The sequence below is a fragment of the Leptospira borgpetersenii serovar Javanica genome, assembly GCF_003046425.1.
Taxonomy (GTDB): Bacteria; Spirochaetota; Leptospiria; order Leptospirales; family Leptospiraceae; genus Leptospira; species Leptospira borgpetersenii.
On the sequence record NZ_QAJG01000002.1, the window covers coordinates 225,001 to 237,383 of the forward strand.

Annotated in this window: 11 protein-coding genes and 2 pseudogenes (1 of these 13 running past the window's edge); 4 read left to right on the forward strand and 9 right to left on the reverse strand. The window is 39.8% G+C overall.

Annotated elements, in window-relative coordinates; translation table 11 throughout:
- On the forward strand, positions 1-604 hold the 3' portion of the coding sequence (locus CLV95_RS02705) for a hypothetical protein (RefSeq protein ID WP_002734332.1). Its footprint begins 218 nt before the window's first position; 604 of the gene's 822 nt are visible here — the last part of the coding sequence; its start codon lies off the left edge, out of view; the stop codon is at positions 602-604.
- On the forward strand, positions 601-1,893 hold the full coding sequence (locus CLV95_RS02710) for an LIC11270 family surface protein (RefSeq protein WP_002731187.1): 1,293 nt from the start codon (positions 601-603) through the stop codon (positions 1,891-1,893). The genes CLV95_RS02705 and CLV95_RS02710 overlap by 4 nt, the downstream gene beginning before the upstream one ends.
- A 122-nt stretch (positions 1,894-2,015) precedes the next feature.
- On the opposite strand, the pseudogene CLV95_RS02715 reads toward CLV95_RS02710, so the two are convergent.
- The 3 genes and pseudogenes from CLV95_RS02715 to CLV95_RS02720 all read right to left on the reverse strand — a co-directional run bounded on the left by CLV95_RS02715 (position 2,016) and on the right by CLV95_RS02720 (position 3,898).
- Positions 2,016-2,440, reverse strand: a pseudogene (locus CLV95_RS02715) (LA_2478/LA_2722/LA_4182 family protein).
- Positions 2,441-2,602: 162 nt separating this feature from the next.
- Positions 2,603-2,752: a hypothetical protein gene (locus CLV95_RS20000; protein WP_002734414.1), complete on the reverse strand. Its 150-nt coding sequence runs from the start codon at positions 2,750-2,752 to the stop codon at positions 2,603-2,605.
- Positions 2,753-2,986: 234 nt separating this feature from the next.
- The gene (locus tag CLV95_RS02720; RefSeq protein WP_032850921.1) at positions 2,987-3,898 is read right to left on the reverse strand and encodes an NAD(P)H-dependent flavin oxidoreductase; all 912 of its coding nucleotides are present in this window, start codon (positions 3,896-3,898) and stop codon (positions 2,987-2,989) included.
- An 82-nt stretch (positions 3,899-3,980) separates the two neighbouring features.
- Between CLV95_RS02720 and CLV95_RS02725 the strand changes: the two genes are divergently transcribed.
- A complete protein-coding gene (locus CLV95_RS02725; RefSeq protein ID WP_016749066.1) occupies positions 3,981-4,286 on the forward strand; it encodes a putative quinol monooxygenase in 306 nt (101 codons plus the stop codon).
- Here CLV95_RS02725 and CLV95_RS02730 read toward each other — a convergent pair.
- Entirely contained in the window at positions 4,228-5,538 is a 1,311-nt protein-coding gene (locus CLV95_RS02730) for an adenylate/guanylate cyclase domain-containing protein (RefSeq protein WP_002734443.1), read from the reverse strand. The genes CLV95_RS02725 and CLV95_RS02730 overlap by 59 nt on opposite strands.
- Before the next feature lie 110 nt (positions 5,539-5,648).
- Here CLV95_RS02730 and CLV95_RS02735 point away from each other — a divergent pair, with 110 nt between their 5' ends.
- Positions 5,649-6,068 (forward strand): Rrf2 family transcriptional regulator, encoded by a 420-nt coding sequence (locus CLV95_RS02735; RefSeq protein ID WP_002724562.1) that lies wholly within the window; start codon positions 5,649-5,651, stop codon positions 6,066-6,068.
- A gap of 80 nt (positions 6,069-6,148) precedes the next feature.
- Here CLV95_RS02735 and CLV95_RS02740 read toward each other — a convergent pair whose 3' ends face one another.
- The 5 genes and pseudogenes from CLV95_RS02740 to CLV95_RS02760 form a co-directional block, all read right to left on the reverse strand.
- On the reverse strand, positions 6,149-6,526 hold the full coding sequence (locus CLV95_RS02740) for an iron chaperone (RefSeq protein WP_002724549.1): 378 nt from the start codon (positions 6,524-6,526) through the stop codon (positions 6,149-6,151).
- Between the two features lie 621 nt (positions 6,527-7,147).
- Positions 7,148-7,676: pseudogene (locus tag CLV95_RS02745) on the reverse strand (MepB family protein).
- Positions 7,677-7,775: 99 nt separating this feature from the next.
- Positions 7,776-8,924, reverse strand: coding sequence for a DUF445 family protein (locus CLV95_RS02750; protein ID WP_002734451.1), 1,149 nt, complete (start codon positions 8,922-8,924; stop codon positions 7,776-7,778).
- Entirely contained in the window at positions 8,924-11,269 is a 2,346-nt protein-coding gene (locus tag CLV95_RS02755) for a hypothetical protein (protein WP_026054848.1), read from the reverse strand. The genes CLV95_RS02750 and CLV95_RS02755 overlap by 1 nt, the downstream gene beginning before the upstream one ends.
- Before the next feature lie 463 nt (positions 11,270-11,732).
- Entirely contained in the window at positions 11,733-11,993 is a 261-nt protein-coding gene (locus CLV95_RS02760; protein ID WP_002734402.1) for a hypothetical protein, read from the reverse strand.
- Positions 11,994-12,383: the final 390 nt, after the last annotated feature.

Here is a 12,383-nt window from a genome sequence, read left to right on the forward strand (position 1 = left end):
GGAAGAAGCGGAAACTTCCGAACAAGAAGAGGAAGAAAAACAAGAAGGATACTACGACAATCGAAAAGCGGAAGTCGGAGTTTGGCTGGGTGCATCAAATCCTTGGCCGGGGAGCGAAACCCAAGCGTATCTAGATACGACCTTAGGCGGAGGATTCTTTTTTAGAATCCCTTGGCCCTGGATTTTTTATCTCGAAATGGGAGCCTTTTACGCGAATTATCTTTCCGCTACAGAACGAGGCTTAACCACGATTCCGGTTTATCTTGCCTTGGGTTATAAACTTCCGATCGATCTTCCCATTTCATTCATTCTTCGTGCCGGTGGCGGTGAGGCTTTTGTAGTGGCAAGACCTTCCAACACTTCTCGTTGGGATCCTATGATAATGATGGGTTTAGAAGCGAGTTTTGTAGCCGGAAAAAAAATCAGAATCGGGATTCGGATCGATTACAATAGGATCTACGAGTCGCGTTTGGATGCTCCTGCAGAAACGAAATATTATTATTCCAGTCCCTACAACGATCCCAGGCTGAGTAATCCGAATTACTATCGGGTTGTGGATACAGAATTCTTCCAGTTTGGTTTAATGGTGAGCGTATTTTTATGAAACGATCCTATTTCTCATTCCTCCCTACACTTTTCGTTTTTTTAATGTTTTTTTGTAAAGTCGGCGACTGGCACGGAAAAGGTTCTAAATTTCCGGTAATCAGTACCCTCTTCAACCAGAGAATGTTGCTGCTCGTCAAAGGAACTTACGCTACCGATAACCCGATCGGATTCGAAGCCTATTCCGGCGGAACCGGACAACTCTACCAAGATACAAACGGAGAAGAGGGCCTTGATCCTGCCTTCGGTTTAGCCGGAGTACCATTAGCCCAAAACCTACCGATCTTTATAGACATCGGAGAAATCCGCATGTCGACGAAATACCAAGAAGGCACTTTCGACCTAAGTTTGATTAAAAATGTAAAAGATACAAAGAAATTTTGGGACGAAATCGCTCCGAACCGACAGGTTTTTTGCACGATTCCGTACACCACCAATTCGAATTCCTGTCGTTTAAACGACGGAGAAATCAAAGCAATTCAATTCTTCAACGGGGAAGGAGTCGCCTACCCGTCGAACGACCCGACTTCCGCTACGGACTGGGGCGCCTTCGGAAACGGTCCGGTTCAATTCTATTATACCGGTTTGTATCTGAGATCTTTAGTGACTGCCTGGGCGACGGAACCCGGACTTACATTTTCCAACCTCACTTTATTTGATAACTACAGAGTTCCCGGAATCAATATCGTTCCTAGATTGAGTTATAAACCGGGAGTTGATTCCACAACAAAAACGATGTATCCACCTCTGGTATTTCCGATACTCTACAAGGTGGAAAACGGAGACCAGGATATGCTCGTGTATCCCGGTTTCGATCCTTATATTCTAGAAGTAAGAATGAATCTGAAAGAAAACCTGATGATACATTCCTATGTTTCGAGCATAGGCGGCGTAAGAACCTTAGTGGGTATCAGCGATTGGAAACCCGACAGCAATCATAAAGGAGAATCCGATATGGGAGGCAACCTTTTGATTCGCTCTCGCATTATTCGCCCTGAAATCGCCTCCAGCTTAATAGTGTTAGGTGGAACTGCTTCTACAACCCATTACTACGGGGTATATCGTCTTGCCGAAACGGACATCAATACAAAACTCCCTCTGATCGCTTCTCCCGTTCAAGGCGCCTCTACAAAGATGAAATACATTCATCCTGGAGAATATAGACTTCTTTGTATCGGAGATCTTGCCAGAGTGGACGGCTATCCGGAAACCGTGGTGAGAGAAACCGTCTTTACAGTACCGGAAAACGCGCCTCGTTCCGAAGTTCAAGTCAACCTGAGTTGTCCATAACAAAAACGATTCGCAAAAAGCCGTATTCATTCTTCCATAAACCACCGGTGAAGTTCTCTTTGATATTGTTGCAACCTCTACAGGACACGATATCATATAGACACGAAGTCGAAGATAAATTCTTACTTTGTAGAAGAAGTGGAAATCGTTTCTAAGAAAGTGTTGTATTCCACACATTCCGGAATTTGATAAGTTACGATAGAACCACAATCCGCACGTTCCACACTTTTAATACAAAGCTCGGCCTCTAACCTCAGACTATCGCTGAGTTTTTTCAAAACGATCGGTTCGGACTTATCGTAATCGTAATTAAAATCGCTGTAACATTGCGCATTATCAGGGTAAGTTAGAGCCGCGTCCTTTCTGAGTTTTCCTTCAAGAGAGGAAAGATAGGGTTCTTTACAACGACTCATCTGAGAACAATATGCTTCGGCAACTCTTTTGTACGTTTCTGCGGAAACGGACGGAGAAGAACTTTTTTTTCGCACTGAACCATCAGGAATCCTGCGAGAATAAATCCCAATATTCCCTTAAAAATGCCGCGCATATAGAAAGAATAGAGACTGAACCCTCATTGGCAAGTTTTTTCCGAACGCATTCGAGAGATCGAACGTCCGAATTCTCCCGCAGTCCGACGAAAACCGGACTTCGTTTTAAATCGAGACCTTCAAAAGATTCGCGCCGTTTTCCGAAAAGACCTTTCGTTTCCTTACTCAGGAAAAGAATTCAACAAACTGAATATCGGAACCGAAACGAACCCAATTTTCCAAAATTTCAACACGGATGGTTTGCCTCCGGTCACCAAAAAATCCACGAAAACCATTGTCGTATCCAGACGAAGTTCGGAATAAATTTTCAAAAGCCCACATATTCCCAGACCTCGGACGCGCCTATGTGTGCGCAGCGAATTTCAATTTCGGATAATGCTCCATAAAGAATTTAAAATATTCAATATTAACATAAATGTTAAAAAAGGCGAATCTTCCGAATCAATCATGAGTGGAATTTCTTTTCCTACGAGCATGGTTCGAAATCGTAAGGCACAAAATTCGATCAGAAGACGAAAGATGATAACAGTCTCCCGATCAGAACATCAACGAGGCAATCGATTTAGAATATCTTGATATTCTTTTGCCATCCCCAAAATCAATTCCTTGGCTGGAATTAAGTCTTCGATCTGAGCGACTCCGTGCCCCGCGGACCAAATATCCTTCCAACGTTTGTATTCCTGATCGAGGTTCTGCGACCCTCCGCTGTGTGAAAGATCACCCGCCTTTTCCACGGACTTCTTGAGCCAGTTGGCCGGAATTCCGGAAATTCTTTCGGTATACACGATTTCTTCCGGACCAGATTCAATGAGCATTTTTTTGTATTCTTCGGAAGCCATCGCCTCCGGGGTGGCAATCAACCTCGTCCCTACATAAACAGCGTCGGCGCCTAACGCAAAAGCGGCGAGCATCTGAGCCCCATTTGAAATGGCACCTGCCGCAATCAGAGGAAGGCCGGTTTCCTTTTTGAGATAAGGATAAAGGCTAAAGGGGGAAATATTTCCGGCATGACCGCCAGCCCCTTGTGCAACTGCGATCAACACATCGGCCCCCGCCTTCGCAACAATATTGGCATGTTTGAGCGTAGTCACATCGCAGAATACTTTCGAGCCTATACTTTTAGCTTCGTTGACCACCGTGCGAGGACTTCCTAAACTTGTGATCAAAAGTTCCACCTTTGCATCCAAGATCACTTCTAATTGTTTGGACCAATTCGGATTATGCGACTTATGGAGGATTAAGTTTACGCCGATTGGTTTTTTCGTTTTAGAGCGGATTTCCTGAAGGCCCTCTTTCAATTGTTCCGGAGAACGATAATTGAGAGAAGGAAAACAACCGATCCCGCCCGCTTCGGATACCGCCACGACCAAATCCGGGTACGAGACTAAAAACATAGGCGCTCCGATAATCGGCAAATCGATTCCGAGCATCTCCGTTATTTTAGTGTTCAATTTCATTTGAAAACTCTTGGAATTTCCGTCGTTTTGGACAAGGAGGATTTTTCTTCCCAAAAGGAAAGCATTCATAAATTCTGAACTTATGATCGCGATTGTATCCTCTTATAAAGTTTTAGACGAAAAGATTGAAGAGTTCAAAAAAATCAGCTATGATATGGCGAAAGAATCTCTTGATACAGAAGAAGGGATCCTCAGGCTCGACGTACTTCAAGGCGAGGGGGACCCGGGAAGATTCTTATTTATGGAAGTATATAAGAACGAAACAGCGAGAAAAAAACATCTCGAAACTCCCCAGTTTATCTCTTGGAGAAGGGCTGTTCCGGAATGGTTCAGTCAGGGAAGCACTTCAATTCAGTATCTTCCCGTTCATATCGATCTTCCTTGTTAATCAATTCACCCACCAAGAAATAAGTCGATACGACTCCCTTTCCCTTGATGTCCACCTTCCCTCTTTTTTCCAATCGAAAGAGAGGAGAAGCGGCAAGATAAAATTCTTCCGTTACGTGAATTTTTCCCGGAACTCCGTGGGATTCCATACGAGAAGCAAGATTGACAGCATCTCCCCAAAGATCGTAAATGAATTTTTTTCTTCCGATAACTCCGGCAACGACCGGTCCAGAATGGATTCCGATTCGAATGTTTAAATCCTCCCGGACAAATTCCCCGTTCGTATTCACTTCTTCTAATATATCCAAAGCGAGATTCGCAATTCTTTGAATATGATCCTCGCAGGGAACTGGAATTCCCGCCGCAACCATATATGCATCTCCGATCGTTTTGATCTTTTCCACTCCTCTACGCTCAGCAAGTTCGTCGAGTCTCGAAAAAAATCGGTCCAGCAATCCCGCGAGTTCTTTCGGCGTTTTACGAGCCGCAAGAAGAGTAAAACCGACGATATCCGCAAATAGGATAGAACACTCGGAAAAGTATTCGGAGATTTGGGACGTTTCGTTCTTCAATCGATTTGCAATTTCGTCGGGAAAAATGTTTCGCAAAAGAAGATCCGATTTTTCCTTCTCCTTTTCCAAATCCTTTGTTTGTGCGTCGATCGTTTTTGACTGCAAAAACAATTTGCGCGTAGTCAACTCCAAAGTATAACCCGCAATAACCGCAAAAAACTCGGAAAACCATATTAGAAAACTATAAATTACCTTGTTTTGGGAATCCAAACTTTCGTCCATGAGAAGTACATATTGATACGCGGCCAAATAGGTAGAAGTTCCGATGAACGCGAGCAAAGTTCGGATCCTCAGAACCAAAAATGCATAATACGAAATGATAATGAGAATAGTAAGTAAGATCGCATGTTGATTCCGAATGAAGGCAAATCCGACGTAAACAGCGACTAAACCGGCAATCGTATTGACTACGATGGAAAGAGGAACCATAGTCGACCGAAATCTTTTCAAAGTAGATAAGGAAAGTCCCAGCCCGAAAGTCACACTTCCTTCCAGGATCCAAAGAACCCGATGATCCCTAATGAGAAGGATATCATAAAAAAGTATAAAGACAGCAATGTATCCGATCACCGCCGATATCGCTCCAATTCTGACGAATATTGCGACATGGTCTCTGAGAAAGGATCTAAACTCCTTTTCCAACTTGGGATCTAAAAATCGAAGAAGATAATTCTGAAACATCGCCGCATCGTTTCTATTTAAAGAATCTGAGGCAAGTATTTTTTGGAAACAAACTTTGACTTGACACGGATTCTTATTTTCCATATTCTGTAACCAGAAGCTTTACAGATATGACGAGTCGATTTACGGTCGCTATCCATATTCTTTCCCTTCTTTCTCTTGGAGAAGGTAAAACAAAAACTTCCGAAGAGCTTGCGGAAAGCGTAAATACGAATCCTGTTGTGATCCGTAAAATTTTATCTCTCCTTAAAAATCGGGGAATCGTACGTAATCAAATGGGACCGAATGGAGGTTATGTTCTTGCAAAAACTCCTTCTGCCATTAATTTAAAGGAAATCTACGTAGCCATAGACGAAAAGATTTTCCAAATGCACTCTAAATCCCCGAATAAGAAATGTATTTGCGGCCACGCGATCCAACCAATCCTTTCCAAGGTTTATGAGAAAGCCCAGAAAGTTTTAGAAGACGAACTTGGTTCTACAAATCTGGATTTGATCGCTCGAGAAATTCTCAGCTTTTCCAAAAAATAAAGTGAAATCAAATTCAAAGTCGATTTAACGAATTTTATGTTAATTAGAAGAAAGGGTTTTTCAAAAGCATACGAAATCGTTTAAAGCTTCTGATTCTTCGCTTTCGTATTTTCTTTTACCCGATACGTAACGATTTTTGCAATCAATTTAAGAGGTAAAGGTCGATCGATCGGAAACTGAACTGCCCCCTTCGAAGTTTTATACCCGATTAATTCGTTTTGAAACGCCTTGATCCCACTCGAAGTCGGATAAAACCCAATATGTTTTTTATACGCGGCAAAATAGACTAAATTACCGTGAAATACAAATGCAGGTATTTGGTAGCTGATCTTTTCTTCGGCTTTAGGCGCTGATTTTCGAATAACGGATCGCAATTCTTCTAAAATTTTCCGTATATCTTCGGGAAAACGACTGATGTAATCGTCTACACTTTTAAAATTTATTTTTTTTGAATCCATATCCGTAGAGATTGAATCGGATCACTTTGAAAGTCCAAAGTGCAATTTTAAGTTATTTTTATGCGAAATAGTTTTTCGAGACAAGAAGAATTAAATTCTATCCAATGAAATTTTCATTTTAGACAAAATGGCACCCCTTCCTGATTTGAAAAACGTGGGTTAGATGTAAGCATTAATCACAAAACAAGAAAACCAACAGAAGGAACTTAGAGATACCGAGACAATCTTCGTTTGGATTTAAGAAGAAGTCGTCAAAGGCCAATGAAATTCTTATTAAGAAAACGTGGGTTCAGGGTAAGACAATCTTGGTGAATGGCTCGCAAATTTCATAGCTAAAATGTAATAGTTAGCAGTTGATCTTACACTCTTTAAAATAAATAAGGAGAAACAGCTGACAATAGTACAAAAAATAATCAAAAACAAGTAGCAACTCAACAGAACGCTCCCTAAGGGGCGCGTTCCGGGACTTTTGAAGTTAGCAGAGACTTTGGGGAACCATCAAAGGCTTGTAACGTGATAGGCTATTCCAGAGATAGCCTTTATCGTCTTTGCATTTATTAACCCACGATAAAATAAAACAACTTTAAAATATACCTTCATACAATTTCGTTTTACGGAATTCTAATTTCCGATATTTAGAAGATTTCTCACACGAACAATATTACTGGTTTCGTTTTAGAGTTTTCAAAGAAATAACTTAATTGCCATTTCTGCGTCCGTTGAGCCTGTTTATTATCCGGAAAATCCCATGAAGGATAAATTCTAAAACCTTTTTACCTTCTTTTTTATCGGAGATTATACCTCTATCGCATAAGATTCGTTTCGGAAAAATAAATTGCCCGGAAAGATTTTTATCTTTTGCCCCGATAATAACATAATCCGTTAAATCATGAATATCAAAAGGTCGAATATGTCCTTCACTATTTCGTTTCCATAATGTGACAAACTGACCAATTTTAGTAGGAGTTATTTTCGCCAATCGAAAAGTAATCTTTAAATTTCCAATATTAAAAGTGGAAGCCCCATATTCCAAACTCTCATTTTCCATTTGAAAATTCAAAATTCGTACATTACATAAATCGAAAACATAATCTTTAATATCCCGCAAAATCACAGGCACGACAGCAATGTTTTGAATCTCCCTCTTCATCTATTAATTATAGTATTTGCATACAATTTATTTCAAACGGCACTTCATAATACGAGTATTCTTCTGCTGCATGCTCAGTTTTCTATAACACTTGGAATTTTAATTCCAAAAAAAGGATTTTACAAGCCCAGTGACACTTCCTAAAAAGAATCCCAAAATACTCCCATTTATTCGAATTGTTTCCAAGATATTCCGAGTTTTCCATTCCAAATTTTTTCTTAGATCCTTAGGATTCAAACTCTGCAGTCTACTAGTAATCTGTTTTCCGATATAACCGGAAACTCCTTCGTCGATACGTTTTTCCACAAACTCAAAAATAGAACGGAGAGGAGCGTATTCCTGTAAAGTCTTAATCTCTCCAATTTCTCGAAGATGTTTTTGGACGAGTGTTCCCAGAAGCCGACTAGCCTGATCCTTTAAGAATCCCATTAAGGATCTTACCGCCTTCTCTCTCTGATCCAGATGCAATTCGTTCCAAGACGAAATATATGTTTCCGCAGAAGCCGCCATAAGATTGACCAATTTCTCAATGGTTTTTTCGTCTTTGGATTCGATTATCAATCCTTGTTTGACATGATTTCCATATTCCTTCAACTTTTTCGGAAAATCGACAATTAGATTTAAAACGACCTGGGTCACCAAATTCATTTTACCTAATATTTCTTTAAGAAGGGATTTGAATTCCTCGGTATCGGCGACTTTGATCATGGATTCTCCTATCAGAAGTTTAATCGTGTCTATGATCTCCTTTTGTCGGTTTAATTCTTTCAATATTTCGACATCGGTCCCCGAAAACTGATAATGAACGACGTATTGAACGATTTCCTCTTCTACCTTAGAGAAAAGCCGGTTTAATACCTCGTTTGTTTTTTCTTCGTTTCCGAAAGTCTCCAGTAAAACCTCATGAACCTCGCCTCGAGTTGAAGGATCCTCTAAAACCATTTTTATTCTGGACCGAATTACTTCGTGATGTAAAAGATCGTCTGCCACCCAGTTTCCGATTTCAGAGGCTAGCTTGGAACTGTCTTCTTCGATCGCTTTGTAAGTTTTCCATACGGCAAACCAATCACAGAGCCCTCCGATTAAACCTCCTTCCAGAGCGGAAAGAACAACTTTTGCGACCGAAGTTTCCAAATTTCCCAAAAACAAAACGAAAAATATAGCTATCAAAAATCCGATTAGAAGCAAATTGGAAAAAAGCTTCCTTTTTCTGAAAGGAGCTTTTCTTGAATCGGAAAAAAAAGACATCAATTGGATATTTTCCTATACGTTAAAAACGTCGCTCCCAAAAAAGAAAGCGGAAGCAAAAATTGAATTAGAGTAATCAAATATGTGCGAATATCATAAAATACGAATTTATTCTGTTTCTCCATAGAACAGAAGTAAAATTGACCTTCCAAAGTCCGGTATACTTTTTCCCCGGATACAAGCTTCCAAATAGGAAAAAAACCGGAGCGGATCAGTATAGGAAAACAAACATCCGACTCGGTTTCTTTCGAAAGTTCCCATTTAATCTCGGAATCGTTCCAAACAAGCGGATCGACCTCGGACGACAAAAGAATCGATGTTTTTTCCTCCCTCCTTGCGTCGGGTTTCCTTTCGTTTTTTTTGTCCATGTCCTCTTCGGCTCTTTTTTGAAAGTAAGAATGAAGTTGAGAGACCTCATAAGCTCCTGAAAAGGAAATTTTATTCGACTCGAACTCTTCCTTAAACAGAGGAACTAAAGAAACGTTCCATTGAAACTTAAAATCCAGAATCGGTTCCGGTAAATTTTCCAATCCGAATTCCGATTTTTTTTGAAGAGAATTGCCCTTCATAAGGAGGGCGATCGGCTTCTGAGAAAGTAACTCCATAAAAGGTTTAGAAGAATTCAATTTCCATAAAGTCCATTTTCCTTTTTTATAAATCATAGAGAAGCATTGTGGCGACACAGCCACGATTCGATTCAACACGTCCGATCTAAGTAGAACATACGAAACGCCTCTTTCGGAAAGGAGATTTAAAAATAATTCAGAAAGTTTTTCTTCTGTTTGAACCGAATGAAGGTTTCCTCTTTTTTCTTCATCGTGTAGAGAAGACTTAAATCCTTGTCGAGGAAACAATCGAATGATTTCTTCTGCGGAAGAAAAGAACGAATGTTCGAAACGATTCTGCAAAGTGATATTTCGTCTAACTGCTCGACGGATGAGCACGGAAACCCAATGAGAATCCCGCGAACCGTATTCGCCGGTTGTCTCTTCCGACGCAATCAAGGAGCCGTAGGGAGTTTTTTCAAAGACCTGAGCCCATTCTTCTTTTTGCGCCCACACGGAGGAAGGATTTATGGAAAGACTTTCGATTCCAGTGGATGGGCCGGGGATCGTGATGATAAATCTATACAATCCCAGGACGAATAAAATCAAACCAGCCCAAAGTTTCCATTTTCCAGGAGGGAGATTTTTCAAAAAAAATCTCGAGGTCACAAGGGCGGAAAAAGTCAAGAAAACGAGAGATACATTGAGAGCCGTATACCACTTAACGTATAACCATGGAAAAATCAGAGACAATGAAGAATCCGTCGCCATCCAGTAAAAAAAAAGGGTTCCGAAAATCAAAAATCTGGAAATCGGTGGCAATAATTTTCTGATAAAGAGTAATCGAATTCCGATCACAAATAAAATCGGAAACAACAAATGAATCCAGTACTGATCGATCAGGATTCGTTTGATTATAAGTACAAACTTTTCCGGACTTGTATTAGAAAATTCTTCCCCAAAAAGAGATAAAAGTCCGTTGATTGGAAAAGAAATCGGCGGGTTTTGTTGAAACTCAACGTACGCAAAATAATTCCATAATATAGGGGAAGCGCACAACAACGGAAGCAAAAAGATCAGTAAAATCTCAAAGATCGTAAACTCGTCTTTGTAAAAGAGAAAATAAAGTCCCAGTATAATTACATAAAATAAGGACATTTCGTAGTGTGCGTAAAATACGAGAGACCCCGTAATTAGATTTTTAAAAAAAGAAGAGATCTTTCCCGTATAACGAAACTTTTCCAGATAATAGATCGCAAGCAATGCAAAAGCAAGCCCAACGACAAAGGAAATGGAATTTTGAAAAACACCCACAATTCCCGCACCAACAATACGATCTCCGGGATATAAAAAGTAAAATGTAAGTCCGGTCATCGTAATGAGAACATTTCCCGGCCTAAGACTAGTTTCCGTGAGAAATAAAAATCCCAATTTCAAAAACGCATATGAAAACAAAAACAGTACGAGCAGAATCCCTAAATTGAAGGAAACACCAAAAGGGAAAAAAAATAAAATGAACGTGTGAAGAAATGAAACGAGGAAAAAGAAAAAGGGAGCTTGAAAGTAAAACGTGGGACTTCCCCCCTGCAAAGAACGGTCGTATCCTGAAGAGAGAAAATTCTTAAATAGAACCTGATAGTCCTGTGCAATGAGATATTGATTCTGTAAGGATACGGAATCCGGAACCTTATCTGAAAATAAAAACCGAAATTGTATGGATAAGAATAAAAAGACTAAAAAAAATACAAACGGTTTTCTCGCCGCGTGAGGAATTTTCCATTTCCTCTGTATGATTTGCATGGGATAATTCTTACGAAACCCGATTTCCTGACAAGCAAAACGAATATTCAAAACTTCCTTTCCCGAAAACAAGCGTGTAATTTTTGAAATGATTTTTTCTTCCCATTTTTCCAAGCACACTTTTCGAAGCCGATTTCCCGTTATTAGAACTATAGAATGAGGGCAAATATTTTACGGCCCAAAAAGAGGTTTATAATGAAAATTCACAGTAATCGATTTCATAGGAATCAGTAAGGCAGACAAAATAATCATTTGTTTAAAACCGGAAAATTTACCGCGTTAATTTTAACGTGAGTTCGGCGGTTGAAATCCATGATTCATTTTTCTGTAGGAAGTTGGAATTTGAACTTTGTAAATCTATTCTAAAACGTGGGAACTACAACAAATCGCGATTTTACGAACAAATTCTAAAAGTAGGGACTTCTACTTTTAGAAAATTCTTTCTCATTTTCAACCACCGAACTCACGTTAATTTTATAAGTCGGAAAGATAATTCGATTCGAAGTCCGCTATTATCGGTAACTACCCGAAGTTTTTTCGGTAAGTCTTTGGAAAATTCTTTGTAGGTAAAATTCGAAATCATTTCTAAACGAAACCCGTTCGAATCCGGATTTCCGTTTTCAATAGAGTTGTTGAAAAAGTTCAGACTAACAAAACTGATTCGATCGACCATTTTCATGAAAAAGAAACGGATGGAGAATTGATTTTTGGGCATCTCTAACATATAAAAAAATGTTCTTTTTTCATAATATATTTTTATAATATTCAAACCGATCCCGAGACCAAGTTGAAAAAACGGTTCCAAACGTTTCTCCAAGTTCTAATCTTCTTGAAAATTCGGATTGTCCTTCAATCGCGTATAAAAAATCCATAATTAACGTGAATTCGATCTAAGAAAGCTCGGTCCAGTCAATAACTGCATGAAAGAAACGTAATACTGTATTATTATTGAACGTGATCTATCGAGACCCGCGATGCACTTGAGTTTTTCAGAGCGGACCCGTAGGGAGCCATAACCTTTACCCACAAATTAAGAAGGCTTTTGGGATCATAAGGATCAAAAACTGATATTTTTCAAGTGTTCCGACAAGAATGAGGCTTTTTACTTGCAAGA

Excerpts from the sequence above, each read along its gene's own strand:
- CLV95_RS02710 (WP_002731187.1), top strand. The coding sequence starts at position 601 with ATGAAACGATCCTATTTCTCATTCCTCCCTACACTTTTCGTTTTTTTA.
- CLV95_RS02720 (WP_032850921.1), bottom strand. The coding sequence starts at position 3,898 with ATGAAATTGAACACTAAAATAACGGAGATGCTCGGAATCGATTTGCCG.
- CLV95_RS02725 (WP_016749066.1), top strand. The coding sequence starts at position 3,981 with ATGATCGCGATTGTATCCTCTTATAAAGTTTTAGACGAAAAGATTGAA.
- CLV95_RS02730 (WP_002734443.1), bottom strand. The coding sequence starts at position 5,538 with ATGTTTCAGAATTATCTTCTTCGATTTTTAGATCCCAAGTTGGAAAAG.
- CLV95_RS02735 (WP_002724562.1), top strand. The coding sequence starts at position 5,649 with ATGACGAGTCGATTTACGGTCGCTATCCATATTCTTTCCCTTCTTTCT.
- CLV95_RS02740 (WP_002724549.1), bottom strand. The coding sequence starts at position 6,526 with ATGGATTCAAAAAAAATAAATTTTAAAAGTGTAGACGATTACATCAGT.
- CLV95_RS02750 (WP_002734451.1), bottom strand. The coding sequence starts at position 8,924 with ATGTCTTTTTTTTCCGATTCAAGAAAAGCTCCTTTCAGAAAAAGGAAG.
- CLV95_RS02755 (WP_026054848.1), bottom strand. The coding sequence starts at position 11,269 with ATGCAAATCATACAGAGGAAATGGAAAATTCCTCACGCGGCGAGAAAA.
- CLV95_RS02760 (WP_002734402.1), bottom strand. The coding sequence starts at position 11,993 with ATGTTAGAGATGCCCAAAAATCAATTCTCCATCCGTTTCTTTTTCATG.